The sequence below is a fragment of the Nocardia sp. NPDC002869 genome (genome assembly GCF_046764065.1).
In the GTDB taxonomy this organism is placed as follows: domain Bacteria; phylum Actinomycetota; class Actinomycetes; order Mycobacteriales; family Mycobacteriaceae; genus Nocardia; species Nocardia rhamnosiphila.
In genome coordinates, this window is sequence record NZ_JBKOOL010000139.1 from 1 (window position 1) to 15,574 (window position 15,574).

16 protein-coding genes are annotated in these 15,574 nt (G+C 68.5%); 10 read left to right on the top strand and 6 right to left on the bottom strand.

Going from position 1 to position 15,574, the window contains the following annotated elements; genetic code table 11:
• Nucleotides 1-141: 141 nt before the first annotated feature.
• Nucleotides 142-1,038 carry a RecB family exonuclease gene (locus ACLML9_RS21930; RefSeq protein ID WP_411947293.1) on the bottom strand — a complete coding sequence of 299 codons (897 nt, stop codon included), beginning with the start codon at nt 1,036-1,038 and terminating at the stop codon, nt 142-144.
• 84 nt (nt 1,039-1,122) lie between these two features.
• Between ACLML9_RS21930 and ACLML9_RS21935 the strand changes: the two genes are divergently transcribed.
• Nucleotides 1,123-1,956 carry a tRNA (adenine-N1)-methyltransferase gene (locus tag ACLML9_RS21935; RefSeq protein ID WP_411947294.1) on the top strand — a complete coding sequence of 278 codons (834 nt, stop codon included), beginning with the start codon at nt 1,123-1,125 and terminating at the stop codon, nt 1,954-1,956.
• A 65-nt stretch (nt 1,957-2,021) separates the two neighbouring features.
• Here ACLML9_RS21935 and ACLML9_RS21940 read toward each other — a convergent pair whose 3' ends face one another.
• Nucleotides 2,022-2,567: a hypothetical protein gene (locus tag ACLML9_RS21940; protein ID WP_411947295.1), complete on the bottom strand. Its 546-nt coding sequence runs from the start codon at nt 2,565-2,567 to the stop codon at nt 2,022-2,024.
• A 179-nt stretch (nt 2,568-2,746) separates the two neighbouring features.
• Here ACLML9_RS21940 and arc point away from each other — a divergent pair, with 179 nt between their 5' ends.
• From arc to ACLML9_RS21965, 5 genes are all read left to right on the top strand, one after another.
• Nucleotides 2,747-4,507 (top strand): proteasome ATPase, encoded by a 1,761-nt coding sequence (gene arc / locus ACLML9_RS21945; RefSeq protein ID WP_030521332.1) that lies wholly within the window; start codon nt 2,747-2,749, stop codon nt 4,505-4,507.
• Nucleotides 4,508-4,744: 237 nt separating this feature from the next.
• Complete coding sequence (locus ACLML9_RS21950; protein ID WP_411947296.1) at nt 4,745-5,029, top strand: hypothetical protein; 285 nt, start codon at nt 4,745-4,747, stop codon at nt 5,027-5,029.
• On the top strand, nt 4,969-6,282 hold the full coding sequence (locus ACLML9_RS21955; RefSeq protein ID WP_411947297.1) for an ArnT family glycosyltransferase: 1,314 nt from the start codon (nt 4,969-4,971) through the stop codon (nt 6,280-6,282). The genes ACLML9_RS21950 and ACLML9_RS21955 overlap by 61 nt, the downstream gene beginning before the upstream one ends.
• An 18-nt stretch (nt 6,283-6,300) precedes the next feature.
• The gene (locus ACLML9_RS21960) at nt 6,301-6,666 is read left to right on the top strand and encodes an arsenate reductase family protein (RefSeq protein ID WP_411947298.1); all 366 of its coding nucleotides are present in this window, start codon (nt 6,301-6,303) and stop codon (nt 6,664-6,666) included.
• Between the two features lie 111 nt (nt 6,667-6,777).
• Nucleotides 6,778-7,455: a TIGR00266 family protein gene (locus ACLML9_RS21965; protein ID WP_411947299.1), complete on the top strand. Its 678-nt coding sequence runs from the start codon at nt 6,778-6,780 to the stop codon at nt 7,453-7,455.
• Nucleotides 7,456-7,631: 176 nt separating this feature from the next.
• Here the strand turns inward: ACLML9_RS21965 and ACLML9_RS21970 are convergent, their stop codons facing one another.
• The 4 genes from ACLML9_RS21970 to ACLML9_RS21985 form a co-directional block, all read right to left on the bottom strand.
• Entirely contained in the window at nt 7,632-8,192 is a 561-nt protein-coding gene (locus tag ACLML9_RS21970; RefSeq protein ID WP_411947300.1) for a dihydrofolate reductase family protein, read from the bottom strand.
• Nucleotides 8,193-9,113 (bottom strand): helix-turn-helix domain-containing protein, encoded by a 921-nt coding sequence (locus ACLML9_RS21975; RefSeq protein ID WP_411947301.1) that lies wholly within the window; start codon nt 9,111-9,113, stop codon nt 8,193-8,195.
• Nucleotides 9,114-9,201: 88 nt separating this feature from the next.
• Entirely contained in the window at nt 9,202-10,545 is a 1,344-nt protein-coding gene (locus tag ACLML9_RS21980) for a DUF3533 domain-containing protein (protein WP_411947302.1), read from the bottom strand.
• Nucleotides 10,546-10,699: 154 nt separating this feature from the next.
• Complete coding sequence (locus ACLML9_RS21985; protein ID WP_411947303.1) at nt 10,700-11,887, bottom strand: DUF418 domain-containing protein; 1,188 nt, start codon at nt 11,885-11,887, stop codon at nt 10,700-10,702.
• Between the two features lie 92 nt (nt 11,888-11,979).
• On the opposite strand from ACLML9_RS21985, the gene dop reads away from it, so the two are divergent.
• The 4 genes from dop to prcA all read left to right on the top strand — a co-directional run bounded on the left by dop (nt 11,980) and on the right by prcA (nt 15,457).
• The gene (gene dop, locus ACLML9_RS21990; protein ID WP_030521324.1) at nt 11,980-13,479 is read left to right on the top strand and encodes a depupylase/deamidase Dop; all 1,500 of its coding nucleotides are present in this window, start codon (nt 11,980-11,982) and stop codon (nt 13,477-13,479) included.
• 165 nt (nt 13,480-13,644) lie between these two features.
• Entirely contained in the window at nt 13,645-13,839 is a 195-nt protein-coding gene (locus ACLML9_RS21995; protein WP_030521323.1) for a ubiquitin-like protein Pup, read from the top strand.
• Nucleotides 13,836-14,708 carry a proteasome subunit beta gene (gene prcB, locus ACLML9_RS22000; RefSeq protein WP_411947304.1) on the top strand — a complete coding sequence of 291 codons (873 nt, stop codon included), beginning with the start codon at nt 13,836-13,838 and terminating at the stop codon, nt 14,706-14,708. Before ACLML9_RS21995 ends, prcB begins: the two co-directional genes overlap by 4 nt.
• Nucleotides 14,705-15,457 (top strand): proteasome subunit alpha, encoded by a 753-nt coding sequence (prcA, locus tag ACLML9_RS22005; protein ID WP_411947305.1) that lies wholly within the window; start codon nt 14,705-14,707, stop codon nt 15,455-15,457. The genes prcB and prcA overlap by 4 nt, the downstream gene beginning before the upstream one ends.
• Nucleotides 15,458-15,574: the final 117 nt, after the last annotated feature.

Here is a 15,574-nt window from a genome sequence, read left to right on the forward strand (position 1 = left end):
GGTTGTCCTCCGGTGGGCTCTCCCGACCCCCCCGATTCCGCCCCGACGGAGCGAAGGAGCGCAGCGACTGAGCGGAGGAGGGAAGAATCGGGGTCACAGGGCCCCGACCCGCGCGCCGGAGGCGCGCAAATGAACACAGTCTCATTCCGATACCGATTCGGCGAAGGGTTCGGCCGGGGGTTCGTCGTCCGCGGGCCAGCCGGGGTAGGGCGGGGGTGTTCCGTCGAATGCCGGGCACAGGCTTTTGTAGGCGCAGTAATCACACAGCCAACTCGGATTCGGTGGAAAATCTCCGGTCCGGCCGGCGGCGCGCACCGCGCCCCACAGGGCGGTGAGGGTGCGTTCGAAGCGAAGGAGTTCGTCTTCGTCGGGGGTGTAGGTGAGCAGTTCGGCGTCGGCCAGGTAGATCAACCGCAGCTGGGTGGGAACCGCACCGCGGGTGCGCAGCAGCATGAGTGCGTAGAACTTCAGCTGGAACAGCGCCCGCGTCTCCTGGGTGGGTCCGGGCGCCCGGCCGGTCTTGTAGTCCACCACCCGGAGTTCCCCGGTGGGCGCCACATCGATCCGGTCCACGAAACCGCGCAGCAGGGCGCCGTCGGGCAGCCGGACCTCGAGCCGGGTCTCGCACGATTCGGGATCGAACCGGCGAGGGTCCTCCAGCCGGTAGTAGGTGCGCACCAAGGCGCGGACCTCGTCGAGAAAAGACGCGACGTCGAGCCCACCGGCGAGGAGTTCGGCCGCTTCGGAGCGTTGGGCCAGTACCCGGTTCCAGGCCGGTTCGGCCAGCGCGGTCGCGTGGTCGGGATCGCGGTCGGCGGCCGGCAGGGCATAGAGATCTTCGAGGACGGCGTGCACGACGGTGCCACGCACCGCCTGGCGGCTCGGCGGCTCGGGAATGCGGTCGATGGTGCGGAGCCGGTACTTCAGCGGGCACTGTTTGAAATCGGCTGCGCGCGAAGGGGACAACGCCGGTCGGGCGGAGGCGGGTGCCGGGTCGAGGCCGGAACCGGCCGGGGGCGTGCTCGGTGGCGCTGACATACCTGGCAGGCTATCCGGCGGCACCGACACGGTGCCGCGCCCGGTGATCGGCCCGGGCGCAGTCCTCATCGTGAACGGAGATCCATGACGGCCAGACGGACCGGGCCATTCGTCGTCGGCGACCGGGTGCAGCTGACCGACGGCAAGGGCAGGCTGTACACGGTGCTGCTGGAACCGGGTAAACAGTTCCACACCCACCGCGGCGCCATCGCCCACGACGACCTGATCGGTGCCGACGAGGGCACCCTCGCGCACTCCAACAACGGCACACCGTATCTGGCCCTGCGCCCGCTGCTGACCGATTACGTGATGTCCATGCCGCGCGGGGCGGCGGTGATCTACCCCAAGGATGCCGCGCAGATCGTGCACGAGGGCGATATGTTCCCCGGCGCCCGGGTGCTGGAGGCAGGGGCGGGGTCGGGTGCGTTGACCTGCTCATTGCTGCGCGCGGTGGGGTCGGACGGAGCGGTCGTGTCCTACGAGATCCGCGAGGACCACGCCGAGCACGCTGTCCGCAATGTGGAGCGTTTCTTCGGCGAACGGCCTGCGAACTGGGAGCTCACCGTCGGCGACGTGGCCGATTACGAAGGGGAGCCGGTAGACCGTGTGGTGCTGGACATGCTCGCGCCGTGGGACGCGCTCCCGGCCGTATCGCGGGCCCTCGTGCCCGGCGGGGTGCTGATGGTCTACGTCGCGACGGTGACCCAGCTCTCCAGGCTGGTGGAGGCCCTGCGTGAGCAGCAGTGCTGGACCGAACCGCGGTCCTGGGAGTCGATGGTGCGCGGCTGGCACGTGGTGGGCCTGGCGGTGCGTCCCGAGCACCGGATGCAGGGCCATACGGCCTTCCTGGTGAGCGCGCGGCGGCTCGCCGAGGGGGTGGTCACCCCGAAACCGCAGCGCCGGCCGTCGAAGGGCTGAGCGGGAGTTTCGAGGCGACGCGGGACCACGCACCGAGCAGCCGGCGCGTGGTCTCGCGGGCGTGCCTAGGCCGGGGAGCAGGGGATCTGCGCGAAGCCGAACAGTACGCACGCGCCGGCATCGGACAGTTTCCAGGAGCCGTCGTCGTATTCCCAGGTCAGCGGCATGGGCGGTGCGCTCTGGCCGGAGGGGCTGGTGATGGTGGTCTGCCCGGTGGCGGTATCGCCGTCGACCGTGACCTCCCCGACCTGGTAGGTGATCCCGCGATAGGTCTGCAGGGCGGCGTTGAGCTTCTCGAGGATGTCCCGCCGGTTCTCGCCGTCGTCGATCAGCTTCACCTTCTCGTCCACCGGGACATCCGGGTTTGTGATCTGCTCCAGGGTGGACTGTAGGCTCTGCGCGGTGGGCGCGGGCGCGGTGTCGCCGTGGTCGTGATCGTCCCCGTGGTCGTGCGCCGCGGCGCTGGTGGTGGCCGCGATACTGCCGCCAGCGGCAGCATCGCCGCCGTCGTCGTCGGACCCGCAGGCCGTGAGGCCCAGCGCCAGGGCGGCGGCCGCGGCAGTAGCCGCCGCGACGCGGGACAATCGCCGTGTCCGTGCGGGAAGTCGCATATCTGGCAACCTTTCGGCTAGTCGGTGAGCATGCCCACCATAGTTGGGTTAGGGGAGGCTAACATGGCGTGACCTGCAGATGGCCGCGGACCAGATGTGATCACGACGAAATCGTGTCGGACAGCGCAAACGGGCCGCGCCCGGTAGCGTTGATAGACCGGGACTGGGAGGAGCAGCACATGAGCCCCATCGAGAATTCGGATTCGGCGGCCTGGAGAGAACTCGAGGCAGTACGCGCCGAAGCGGCTGCACTCCGGAGGCAACTCGCCGACTCACCGGATCGCTCACGGGAATTGGAAGCCCGTATCGATTCGCTGACCATTCGCAACACCAAGCTGATGGATACCCTGAAAGAAGCGCGGCAGCAACTCGTCGCGTTGCGTGAGGAGGTCGACCGGCTCGGTCAGCCGCCGAGCGGTTACGGGATTCTGATCGGGGTGTACGAGGATCAGACCGTCGACGTGTTCACCTCCGGCCGCAAGATGCGATTGACCTGCTCGCCGAACATCGACACCGCGACCCTGGCCTATGGCCAGACCGTCCGCCTCAACGAGGCGCTGACGGTGGTCGAGGCCGGGATGTTCGACGCGATCGGGGAGATCGGCACGCTGCGGGAGATACTCGACGGAGGCCGCCGCGCGCTGGTCGTCGGGCATGCCGACGAGGAGCGGGTGGTCTGGCTGTCCGGGCCGCTGTCCAAACTCGCCGAAGCCGATGATCTGGACGATCCGGACTCGCCGATCCGCAAGCTGCGGCCCGGTGACTCCCTGCTGGTCGATACGAAGGCCGGGTTCGCGTTCGAACGCATCCCCAAGGCCGAGGTCGAGGACCTGGTGCTGGAGGAGGTCCCCGATGTCGGGTACGAGGACATCGGTGGTCTGGGCCGTCAGATCGAGCAGATCCGCGACGCCGTGGAGCTGCCGTTCCTGCACAAGGATCTCTTCCGCGAGTACGCGCTGCGCCCGCCCAAGGGCGTGCTGCTCTACGGTCCGCCCGGCTGCGGTAAGACGCTGATCGCCAAGGCGGTGGCGAATTCGCTGGCCAAGAAGATCGCCGAGGCCCGGGGTGAGGATGCCAAGGAGGCGAAGTCCTACTTCCTGAACATCAAGGGTCCCGAGCTGCTGAACAAGTTCGTCGGTGAGACCGAACGCCATATCCGGATCATCTTCCAGCGGGCCCGGGAGAAGGCGTCGGAAGGGACGCCGGTGATCGTGTTCTTCGACGAGATGGACTCGATCTTCCGTACCCGCGGTTCCGGTGTCTCCTCGGATGTGGAGACCACCGTGGTGCCGCAGCTGCTGAGCGAGATCGACGGCGTGGAAGGGCTGGAGAACGTCATCGTCATCGGCGCCTCCAACCGTGAGGACATGATCGATCCCGCGATCCTGCGGCCCGGCCGGCTGGACGTGAAGATCAAGATCGAGCGGCCGGACGCCGAATCCGCGCAGGACATCTTCTCGAAGTACCTCACCGAGGGGCTGCCGCTGCACGCCGACGATCTGGAGGAGTTCAAGGGCGACAAGGTGGCCTGCGTCCGCGCGATGATCGAGCGGGTGGTGGACCGGATGTACGCCGAGAGCGAGGACAACCGCTTCCTGGAGGTCACCTACGCCAACGGCGACAAGGAGGTCCTGTACTTCAAGGACTTCAACTCCGGCGCCATGATCCAGAACATCGTGGACCGGTCCAAGAAGTACGCCATCAAGGCGGTGCTCGACACCGGTAACCCGGGTCTGCGGATCCAGCATCTCTACGATTCGATCGTGGACGAGTTCTCCGAGAACGAGGACCTGCCCAACACCACGAATCCGGATGACTGGGCCCGTATCTCGGGTAAGAAGGGCGAGCGGATCGTCTACATCCGCACGCTGGTCACCGGCAAGAACGCCAGTGCCAGCCGGGCGATCGACACCGAGTCGAACACCGGCCAGTACCTGTAACCGGCACCGATACCGAGGCCGCGCTCCCGTGGGGGCGCGGCCTCGGTCGTTGCCGGGCGTCGGGGGCGAGTCGTGGCCGGGTTCCTCGGGCGGGTATCGGTCGTCGCCGGGGTCCACCTGAGGGCGTACCGCGGGTACACCAGGCGTGCGGCGGGATTCCACCGATCGGGGGACGCCGCCGCGGCGCGGTCGCGGATATGTTCCGAGGGCCAGGTTCACGAAACCCAGGAGTACCCCGTGACCACCATGACCGATTCCGTCCCGCCACGGCCCGATACGCAGGTCGACCGCCCCTTCGCCACCGGCCCCGTACTCGGTGTGGCGGCCGTGGCCGCCGTGGTCCTGCTGCTCTCGGCGACCCGCTACGGCTATTTCGGTGACGAACTGTACTTCCTGGCCGCGGGCCGGCGGCTGTCGTCCGGCTATGCCGATCAGGGTCCGGTGCTGCCCCTGCTCGCGGCATGGGGGATACCGTCGCGCCGGGTTCGCTGGTGGCGCTGCGGCTGCCCGCGATCCTCTTGACGGTGGTGGCGATCGTTGTGAGCGCACTCGTCGCGCGGGAGTTCGGGGGCGGTCGCGGCGCCCAGGTCCTCACCGCCGTGGGCTACGCGACCTCGCCGTTTCTGCTCATGCAGGCCAAGAACTTGTCCACCAACGCGATCGACTCCGCCCTGTGGGTTCTGATCACCTGGCTGGTGGTGCGCTGGGTGCGTACCCGCCGCGACGGGCTGCTGCTGGCCGCCGCTGCGGTCACCGCGCTCGATATGCAGGTCAAATGGCTGATCCCGTTCTTCTGGATCGCGGTGGTGGCGAGCTCACTGGTCTTCGGTCCCCGGGATCTGGTGCGCCGGCCGCTGCTGTGGGCGGGCGGGCTGATCGTGCTGCTGGTGTCGGTGCCCTCGCTGTTCTGGCAGGCCCGGCACGGGTGGCCCCAGCTGGGCCTGGGCGCGGTGGTACGCGCGGAACAGCAGTACTCCGGCGGCCCGCTGGCCTTCGTGCCGTTGGCCGTACTGCTCGCGGGAGCGCTGGGCGCGGTGCTGCTGTGCTACGGCCTCTGGGCGCTGCTGCGGCACGAACCGCTGCGCCCGTACCGCTTCCTCGGCGCGACCACGGTGCTGCTGCTCGCGGTGTTCCTCGTCTCCGGCGGTCGGGTCTACTACCTGGCCGGGATGTACGGCGTGGTGTTCGCGGCCGGTGCGGTCGCGCTGGCTGCCGCGGTGCGGCGCGCCGAGTCGGTCCGGCGCCGCCGCGTACTGCTCGCTTCGGGCGCGGCGCTGGTGGCGGTATCGCTGGCCCTGATCGCGGGATCCACGCCCTGGCAGGACCCCGCCGAGATCGCCCCGCCCGCGAACGATACCGAGGCCGCGCTGAACATCGGGCTGTACGGCGAATTCGGCTGGACCGAACTCGCGGACGCGGTGGTGACCGCGCACCGGTCGCTGACCCCCGGAGAACGGGCCCATTCGGCGGTGATCACGGAGAGCTACTGGCAGGCGGGTGCACTGGATCAGCTGGCGCGTACGCAGCTGCCGGAGGTGCACAGTCCTTCGCGGGGGTTCGGATATTTCGGCGCACCCGCCGACTCGGCCACCACCATGGTGTGTGTCGGCGGCGACGAGGAGCGGCTGCGCGCGCAATTCGCCACCCTCGAACCCATCGGCCACGTCGACACCCGGCTCGGATTCCTGGGCAACACCCGTGATGTCACGCTCTGGAAATGCGCCCAGCCCCGGCGCTCGTGGTCGCAGGTGTGGCCGGAATGGATGCACCTGTAGCGGGCTACGCTCACCACCATGAGCACTCCGGAAACCGAGATCTGGCACAACCCGCGCTGCAGTAAGAGCCGGGCCGCCGTGGCACATCTGGACGCCGCCGGGACCGAGTATTCGGTCCGCCGGTACCTCGACGAGCCGCCCACCGTCGCGGAGCTCCGCGTGGCGCTCGACCGGCTCGGCGCGCAACCGTGGGATATCACCCGCACCGGTGAGGACATCGCGAAAGAATTGGGGATGGCCGAATGGGGCCGGACCGAGGCGGACCGGGACCGCTGGCTCGCGGCGCTGGCCGAGCATCCGCGGCTCATCCAGCGTCCCCTCGTATTCACCGCCGGGCGTGCGATCATCGCCCGTGATGCGGATGCCCTGGATTCGCTGGGCTGAGACGCGGCGGTTTGCCGGGGTGTAGCGCGCCCGGGTGGCGGACGGATCCGGGGTCCGAGAGCGCCGGAACACTCTGTACTGCCGCACCCGCCGTGGCGGTAGTGTCGGCTCATGAAAGTTGAACTGCGGCACAACCCGTCGTCGACGGTTGCCCGGTGTGTCCTCGCGGGTGGTGAGCCGGTCCGCGTGGAATCCGGTGCCATGGTGGCGCATTCGGCGGGAGTGAGCCTGGAGGCCAAGGCCGAGGGCGGCATCCTGGCCGGTCTGAAGCGGTCGATGCTGTCGGGCGAATCGTTTTTCGTCTCCACCTTCACCGCGCCGCAGCAGGGTGGCTGGGTGGATGTGGCGCCCTCGCTGCCCGGGGACATGCTCGCCCTGCACATCGACCAGGACCGGCCGTATTTCATCAGCCGCGGGGGCTGGATCGCGAATTCGACGGGTGTTCAGGTGGAGAGCAAATGGGGTGGTTTCGCCAACCTGTTCGGCGGTGAGGGCGGCTTCGGCCTGCGCGCGTCGGGCCAGGGCGAAGTCGTGGTCGGCGTGTTCGGGGCGATCGATGTCATCGACCTGGCCCCCGGTGAGCCGGTCACCATCGATACCGGGCATGTGGTCGCCTACGACCTGTCCATCCGGTTCACCATCCGGCGCGCGGTGTCCGGCCGCTCACTGCAATCGCTCAAATCGGGTGAAGGCCTGGTCTTCGATTTCGTCGGGCCCGGACGAGTCCTGCTGCAGACCCGCAACCCCAGCGCCTTCGCCTCCTGGACGGCCTCGGTTTCCTCCGGGTAGGCGTACCTCCGCATTCGCTCCGGCCGTGCGCTCTGTGCGTACCTCCGCGTTCGCTCCGGCCGTGCGCTCTGTGCGTACCTCCGCATCCGCTCCGGCCGTGCGCGGATTGCGGTGGTTTCCCGCCCGCCCGCGTCCGCTGGGCGGTGCGGTCGTCCCGGGCGACCGCACCTCGCCGATCATCCGCTCGGTGCGACCACCGTGTAGCGCGCGCAGGCGAATTCCCCGTTACCCGCCACCTCGTCGACCCGCAGCTCCAGCCGGCGTGGCAGCAGTGGTGCGCCCGCGCCCAGAGTCACCGGGGCGATCGAGACGATCACCTCGTCGAGCAGACCGCGATCGGCGAACTGTCCCGCGAGTTCGCCGCCGCCGACGACCCACAGATTCTTACCGGCCGCCACCTCGGTCATCGACTTGTGGACGAGTTCCACCGGGTCCTGGGTGAAGCGCACATCGCCGTCGGTGCGCGGGGCGAACTCACGATGGGTGCAGACCCAGGTCGCGACCTCGTAGGGCCAGGGTTGTGCACTCTCGTTGTCGAGTAGCCACTGGTAGGTGTTGGCGCCCATGACGATCGCGCCGACACCGGCCATGAACGCGGTCATCCCCATCGGCCCGTTGTCGTTGTCGGCCTCCCGGGACAGCAGCCAGTCCAGGGAGTGGTCGGGGGTGGCGATGAAGCCGTCGAGGCTGCTCGCCGTGTAGTAGACGGTCCGGGGACCGGTCGCCCGGGTGGTCATTCAGTCTCTCCTTCGCAGCCAGTCGATCGGGTCGCCCCAGCCGACGGCATCATCGGGTGATGTATCGCGTATCCAGTACCGCACCAACTGGCGGCGATACGCGGAGTAGGTGAGCACGTGCGCGATCACGCTGCCGAGGACGAAACTCTCCGGCGGCTCGCACAGGGCATCGATCAGAGTGTCGCCCCAGCCGCCGCGCCGGTCGATCTCGCGGACCGTATCCAGCCATCGGGGGCCTACCTCGTCGAGGCGTGCCATGAGCGCGGGCGGGTCGTCGTCGCCGGCCGCGGGAGTGTCGGCTCCCTCGATCGAGGCCAGCCAGCACTCCTTGCTGCGGATCAGATGGTGCAGTACCGCGGCGATCGAGTCCTCGGGGCCGTCCCAGGGGAGAACGGTCCCGGTGCTGCCCCGCGCTCGCCGGTACTGCTCCTCGGTCAACCCGATGGCCGCCTTCACCAGGAGTGCGGTGTCCTCGAGGTCGTGGTGCAGCAGCAGTGCGGTCGGGTCCATATCGGATCGTCCTCTCGGTTCCCCCTCGACCCACAGCGACATGGGCGGATGGAAGTGGATTCCGTTCGCCGCGGGCAGCCAGCGCGGGGTCCGGCCCGTCAGCGGCGGGGTCGCGCTCGGCGGGTGGCCGAACGCCCGCGTGAACGCCCTGCTGAACCCCTCCACCGTGTCGTAACCCGCCGCGAAGGCCACCTCGGTCACCGCCGCGCCGCCGCCGAGCTGCCAGCACGCGCGCTCCAGCAGCACCCGTCGCCGCAGGCCCACCGGGGACTCGCCGGTACCGCGACTGAACTGCCGGGCGAAGTGGTACCGCGAGGCGTAGGCGCCGGCGGCCATCTGCCCGAGCGTGGTGTTGTCTTCGTCGAGAACGGCGTCCAGCAGTTCCCGTAGTCGGTCCCGTCGGTTGCTCACCCGTCGAGTCTGGCGGGTCGGCCGGCCGGTGCGCTTGACCGATCTTGCGCAGTCCGGCCGGTGTCGCCGGCCGGGCCCGTGCCGGCGTTCAACGGCTGCTGCGGCGCTCGAGGCCTTTGCGGTCGTAGAGGATCGTGAAGACGAGACCGAAAACCAGGCCGATGGCCAGCCCGGCCAGGCTCATCCAGACCCCGCGCGCCAGTCCGGGGTTGCCGTGGGCGTCGAAGTACAGGATGGCGCGGATACCCAGGTAGATCTGGTGCATCGGTTCGAAGGCGGCCAGCCAGGCCATGTAGTGCGGGGTGGCCTCCAGCGGGATGGTGGCGCCGGCCGAGGGCAGTCCGAGCACGATGAACAGGATCAGGTTGATCAGCAGACCGGCCGACCCGAACACCGCGAGTACGGACAGTGCCGTGACCCCGACCGCGAGGATCGCCAGGGTGCCGAAGAGGAACAGCGCGAGCCCGTGTTCGAGCGGTACGTCCAGCAGGGTGGCGATACCGACGAACAACCCAGAGGCGATCGGTGCCACCACGGCCATCACCCCCCACTTCAGCAGCAGGGTGCGGACCCGGGAATGCGGGGCGGTCGGATGGTGCACGAACCACGGCCCGTATTCGGTGGGAACGAAACCCAGCGCCGAATCCACCATGGTGTGCACGATCATGGCGCCGGTGAAACCGGCCAGCACGATCAGCAGGGTGTAGAAGAACGCGGACAGGCCCTGCCCGGTCCCGTCCGGGAGCGGCCGGTATTGCTCGATGAGCACATCGATCGGTTCGGCCAGCATCAGCCGGGACGCGCCGGAGAGCTGGGTGCCGCCACCGGGGCCGGAGCTCAGTTCGCTGTCGACTGTTGCCGTGAGTTGTTTGCCGACCTCGGCGTTCACCTGTGTCAGCGCCTGGCGGGCGATGATCTGGGTGATCTGGGTGGCGAAGGTCCCGGTCCGCGGATTGGTCACGACGGTGATCAACGGCTGCTGGATATCGCCGGGCACCACACTGCCCGCACCCAGTATCGACAGGCGTTTGGACAGATCGCTGGGCAGGATGATCGCGCCGTAGACCTCGCCGTTGTCGAGCAGGCGCCGGGCCTCGCCGATGCCGGTGACCCGCAGATCCACCTTGTCCGCCGGGACGCGCTCGGTGAGCGCCGAGGTGATCTGGTCACCGATATCTATCTGCTGTCCGTCGCGGATATCGCCGTCGTCCTGGTTCACGAGCGCGATCGGGAAATCGTGCAGATTCTTCTCCGGATTGACGACATAGCCCAGATACATCGTCGAAAGCAGGGCCATCAGCAGCGTGGCCACCACGATCGGACCGGCCCAGATACGGATTCGACGCCGGGCCCGGGCGCGGGTGTCGGTATCGCCCTCCCCACTCGGTACGGCGTGTGCGCCGGGTTCGTCGCCGGTGCTGTCGGTCCCCATTGTGTCCTCCGTCGAAGCTGCGGTCCCGGCCCGGGCGCGGGCCGGTCGTCTGCCGTTACGGCCGGGTCAATGGTGGCAGCTACCCGGGCCGGTAGCAGTACGGCGACCGGGTGTGTCTGCTCACTGTGGCAGGCGTATCAGCGCAGCGCGATGGCTATGCCCGATTCAGGAGCCGGTAACTCGAATGCCACAACCACTCCACCGGACCGCGTTCGAACCGGCGCAGCCAGCAGTGCGCGAACAGTGCGATCACCGCGCACACGGTCACGTAGACAGCGACGGTGAACGGCACCCGGGCTTCCGGGGCGAACCGCGCGGCCAGCCCGAACCCCCAGCCGTAACAGAGGATCGACGCCACCAGGTTCTGCAGGATGTAGCAGCTCAGCGCGGCCCGGCCGATCTCGCTCAGCCGGCGTCCGGCGAAACCGGTGCGGGAGCGGCGCACAGAGAACTCGGCGACCAGCGCCAGGATGCCCAGCGAGACCACCGGCGCCACCACATAGCGGGTGATCAGCACCAGATCGCCGCCGCCTGCCAGACCGGCCAGCAGATCGATCGGCGCGGCCACGCCGAAACCCGCGAGCAGGAGCCGGCGCCGCAGGCGCGCTCCTTCGGGCAGGAACACACCGGCATGGAACAGGCGAGCGCCCACCAGGAACAGCACGATCGACAGCGGCAGGATGACGATCGTTTCCACGCGGAACACCAGTGCGTGCTCGGCCCGGAACAGCACCAGATCCCAGAACGAGCCGTCGGCGTACGGGTTCGGGGACAGCGGCGCCCGCTCCTGCGGGGCGGCGGGCTCCGCCAGGACCAGCGAGACGGCGTAGAGCGCGATCAGGGTGAGGTGCACGCCGAGCATCGTGTAGAGCCACCGGCCCTGTGCCCGCCCGCTGCGCGTGAGCAGGAACGCGACGATCGCCGCCGTCACGGCGTACCCCATGAGTACGTCGAATTCGGCGATCAGGAGGAAATTGAGCAGGCCGTCGAGGAACAGCAGTGCGGCGCGCCAGGGGTATCCGCCCGGCCAGGGGCGCCCGGCCCGGCGGGCCGAGGTCTGCTGGATGGCCAGGCCGATACCGAACATCACCGTGAGCAGACCCAGGAATTTGCCCTGGGCCAGTTGTTGCAGCACCTTCTCGGCCCACATCCAGCCGTCGGTGGGGGAGATCGAGATCCGGTGCAGATATCCCGTCAGGCCCTCTGGGTCGGTCAGGATCCAGACATTCGTGCCCAGCGTGCCCAGGATCGCGATTCCGCGCAGTACATCCAGGGCCGCGAGCCGGGGCGGACGCGGCGGATTCGGGCCGGGGGAGAGGGGGTCGGCGACAGTGCGGGTCATGGTCAGAGCATGTGATCGCGGGCTACGCCACGGCATCGGCCGGAAGTACCACTCGACGGATGATTCGCCGTCCGTCGCCTACGCTCGAACCCATGCAGCGCATCATCGGTATCGAGGTCGAATACGGGATCTCCACCCCCACCGAGCCGTCGGCCAACCCGATCCTCACCTCTACCCAGGCGGTTCTGGCCTATGCCGCGGCCGAGGGGGTGCCGCGCGCCAAGCGCACCCGATGGGACTACGAGGTCGAGTCGCCCCTGCGTGACGCCCGCGGTTTCGATCTGAGCCGGATGAACGGTCCGGCGCCGGTGATCGATGCCGACGAGGTCGGCGCGGCGAATATGATCCTGACCAACGGCGCCCGCCTCTACGTCGACCACGCGCATCCGGAGTATTCCGCGCCGGAGGTCACCGATCCGCTCGACGCGGTGATCTGGGACAAGGCCGGTGAACGGGTGATGGAGGCGGCTGCCCGGCACGCGTCCAGCGTTCCCGGCGCACCCCGGATGCAGCTGTACAAGAACAATGTCGACGGTAAGGGCGCCTCCTACGGCACCCACGAGAATTACCTGATGAGCCGCGAAACCCCGTTCAACGCGGTAATTCTCGGGCTCACCCCGTTCTTCGTCTCGCGGCAGGTGATCTGCGGGTCCGGCCGGGTCGGGATCGGGCAGTCCGGCGACAACGCGGGCTACCAGCTCTCGCAGCGCTCGGACTACATCGAGGTCGAGGTGGGGCTGGAGACCACGCTCAAACGCGGGATCATCAACACCCGCGACGAACCGCACGCCGACGCCGACAAATATCGCCGCCTCCATGTGATCATCGGGGACGCCAACCTGGCCGAGATGTCGACCTATCTGAAGGTCGGCACCACCGCGCTGGTGCTGGACCTGATCGAATCCGGCGCCGATCTGTCCGATCTGCAATTGGCCCGCCCGGTCACCGCGGTCCACACCATCAGCCACGACCCCACCCTCCGCGCCACGGTCGCCCTGGCCGACGGCCGGGAACTCACCGGGCTGGCGATCCAGCGGCTCTACCACGAACGGGTCGCGAAGTTCGTCGAGGAGCAGGGCAACGACGACGAGCGGGTGCGCGATGTGCTCGACAACTGGTCGATGGTGCTGGATCTGCTGGAACGCGATCCGATGGAATGCGCCGACCTGCTGGACTGGCCGGCCAAGCTGCGCCTGCTCGAGGGGATGCGCAGCCGCGAGGGCCTGGGCTGGGCGGCGCCGAAGCTGCATCTGATGGATCTGCAGTACTCGGATGTGCGCCTGGACAAGGGCCTGTACAACCGGCTGGTGGCGCGCGGGTCCATGAAGCGGCTCGTCACCGAACAGCAGGTGCTCGACGCCATGACCAAACCGCCCACCGATACCCGGGCCTACTTCCGCGGGGAATGCCTGCGTCGGTTCGGCGCCGATATCGCCGCCGCGAGCTGGGACTCGGTGATCTTCGACCTGGGTGGTGATTCGCTGGTCCGCATTCCCACCCTGGAGCCCCGCCGCGGCACCAAAGCGCACGTCGGAAAACTTCTCGACGGTGTAGATACCGCCGCTGACCTGGTGCGACAGCTCACCACCTGAGTGTTCGCCGGAAAGGCCCCCGCAGGTCTCGGCCACCCGGGTGGGACGTAATCCGACTACGTGTCGTCCGGGCTGGGTAGTGTTGAAGAACGAGCACAGGGGTGCTCACGATTCGTCCGGTACGCGAGCGCGGCCGGTCGGTGGAAACAGAGGAGGTCGGCTGCGATGGCACAAGAGCAGACCAAACGCGCCGGGGGCGGCGACGATGACGAAGGCGTCGACGGCGTAGACGCCGCGGGTCAGGAGCGGCGCGAGAAGCTGGCGGAGGACACCGACGACCTGCTCGACGAGATCGACGATGTGCTCGAAGAGAACGCCGAAGACTTCGTTCGTGCCTACGTGCAGAAAGGTGGCCAGTGACCGCAGGTGACCCCTTGCGTCTCCAACTGGGGTACGCCCTCTCGTCCTTTTCCGAACATCTGCGTCAACACGCCCCGGATCTTCTGCCGGCCAGCGGATTCGACGCCCTGAGCCAGCCCACCGCCGCCGGAAACCCCGGCGGCGGTGCCGCGGGGGATATCGCACCGCACGGCACCACCGTGGTCGCGGTGTCCTATCGCGGCGGTGTCCTGATCGCCGGTGACCGGCGCTCCACCCAGGGCAATCTGCTGGCGGGTCGCGATGTGGAGAAGGTCCATATCACCGATACCTACTCGGCGACCGGTATCGCCGGGACCGTGGGCATGGCCATCGAACTGGTCCGCCTGTTCGCGGTGGAACTCGAGCACTACGAGAAGATCGAAGGCGTTTCCCTCACCTTCGACGGCAAGGCCAACAAACTGTCGAAGATGGTGCGCGACAACCTGCCGGCCGCCCTGCAGGGCCTGGCGGTGGTGCCGCTGCTGGTCGGCTACGACCAGCAGGCCACCGATCCGGACCGGGCCGGGCGCATCGTCTCCTACGACGTGGTGGGCGGGCGCAGCGAGGAGCGGTTCGGATTCACCGCCGTCGGCTCCGGCTCCATGTTCGCGCGGACCTCGCTGAAGAAGCTGTACTCCAAGGGGATCGACGCCGACCGCGCCCTGCGTATCGCGGTCGAGTCCCTGGTGGACGCGTCCGACGACGATACCGCCACCGGCGGGCCGGATCTGCTGCGCGGGATCTACCCGACCGCGATCCTGATCGATGACGAGGGCGCCGTCGAGGTGGCCGAATCCCGGCTCGAGGAGATCGCGCGCGGTATCGCCGCCGACCGTCAGGCCGCAGAGGAAGGGAGCGCCCGGGCATGACCCTGCCGCTGTATGCGTCCGCCGAGCAGATCATGCGCGACAAGACCGAGCTCGCGCGCAAAGGTATCGCCCGGGGGCGCAGTGTCGTGGTGCTCGCCTACGAACAGGGGGTGGTGTTCGTCGCGGAGAATCCGTCGGCGACCCTGCACAAGGTCAGCGAACTCTACGACCGGACCGGTTTCGCCGCCGTCGGCAAGTACAACGAGTTCGAGAATCTGCGCCGGGGCGGCATCTTGCAGGCCGATCTGCGCGGCTATCAATACGACCGTCGCGACGTGACCGGCCGGGCGCTGGCCAACGCCTACGCCCAGGCCCTGGGATCGATCTTCACCGACCAGCTCAAACCCTACGAGGTGGAGATCTGCGTCGCCGAGGTCGGTTACCCGGAGCAGGAGCCGGAGTCGGTCCTCTATCGGATCACCTTCGACGGATCGATCGTCGACGAGCGCGAATACGTGGTGATGGGCGGCACCACGGAGCCCATAGTGAGCGCGCTGAAGGATTCCTACCAGCCGGGCCTGGACCTGGCCGCGGCGCTGCGCGTCGCGGTCTCGGCACTGCAGTCCAGCGAAGGCGCGGATAAGGACAAGCGCTCCCTCGGGTTCGGTTCGCTGGAGGTCGCGACCCTGGAACAGGCGCGTCCGCGCCGAGCGTTCCGCCGGATCGGCCGCACGGCCCTCGAGGAGCTGCTGGGCTCGACCGGTGACTCCGGATCCGATGCGCCGGACACCGGAGGGAATCCGGACTGAGCCGTCCGGCCTCGCGTCGGCGGGGATTCGCGGGTCGCGCAACCGGGCAAAGGTGCGCGACCCGCGTGCGTGAAGGGACCCGGCCGTGGGCACGGGGCCAGGGACTCGGGCTCCCCA

What these genes read in the sequence shown, in the direction of transcription:
- ACLML9_RS21930 (WP_411947293.1), bottom strand. Translation starts at nt 1,038, where the DNA reads ATGTCAGCGCCACCGAGCACGCCCCCGGCCGGTTCCGGCCTCGACCCG.
- ACLML9_RS21935 (WP_411947294.1), top strand. Translation starts at nt 1,123, where the DNA reads ATGACGGCCAGACGGACCGGGCCATTCGTCGTCGGCGACCGGGTGCAG.
- ACLML9_RS21940 (WP_411947295.1), bottom strand. Translation starts at nt 2,567, where the DNA reads ATGCGACTTCCCGCACGGACACGGCGATTGTCCCGCGTCGCGGCGGCT.
- arc (WP_030521332.1), top strand. Translation starts at nt 2,747, where the DNA reads ATGAGCCCCATCGAGAATTCGGATTCGGCGGCCTGGAGAGAACTCGAG.
- ACLML9_RS21955 (WP_411947297.1), top strand. Translation starts at nt 4,969, where the DNA reads ATGGGGGATACCGTCGCGCCGGGTTCGCTGGTGGCGCTGCGGCTGCCC.
- ACLML9_RS21960 (WP_411947298.1), top strand. Translation starts at nt 6,301, where the DNA reads ATGAGCACTCCGGAAACCGAGATCTGGCACAACCCGCGCTGCAGTAAG.
- ACLML9_RS21965 (WP_411947299.1), top strand. Translation starts at nt 6,778, where the DNA reads ATGAAAGTTGAACTGCGGCACAACCCGTCGTCGACGGTTGCCCGGTGT.
- ACLML9_RS21970 (WP_411947300.1), bottom strand. Translation starts at nt 8,192, where the DNA reads ATGACCACCCGGGCGACCGGTCCCCGGACCGTCTACTACACGGCGAGC.
- ACLML9_RS21980 (WP_411947302.1), bottom strand. Translation starts at nt 10,545, where the DNA reads ATGGGGACCGACAGCACCGGCGACGAACCCGGCGCACACGCCGTACCG.
- ACLML9_RS21985 (WP_411947303.1), bottom strand. Translation starts at nt 11,887, where the DNA reads ATGACCCGCACTGTCGCCGACCCCCTCTCCCCCGGCCCGAATCCGCCG.
- dop (WP_030521324.1), top strand. Translation starts at nt 11,980, where the DNA reads ATGCAGCGCATCATCGGTATCGAGGTCGAATACGGGATCTCCACCCCC.
- ACLML9_RS21995 (WP_030521323.1), top strand. Translation starts at nt 13,645, where the DNA reads ATGGCACAAGAGCAGACCAAACGCGCCGGGGGCGGCGACGATGACGAA.
- prcA (WP_411947305.1), top strand. Translation starts at nt 14,705, where the DNA reads ATGACCCTGCCGCTGTATGCGTCCGCCGAGCAGATCATGCGCGACAAG.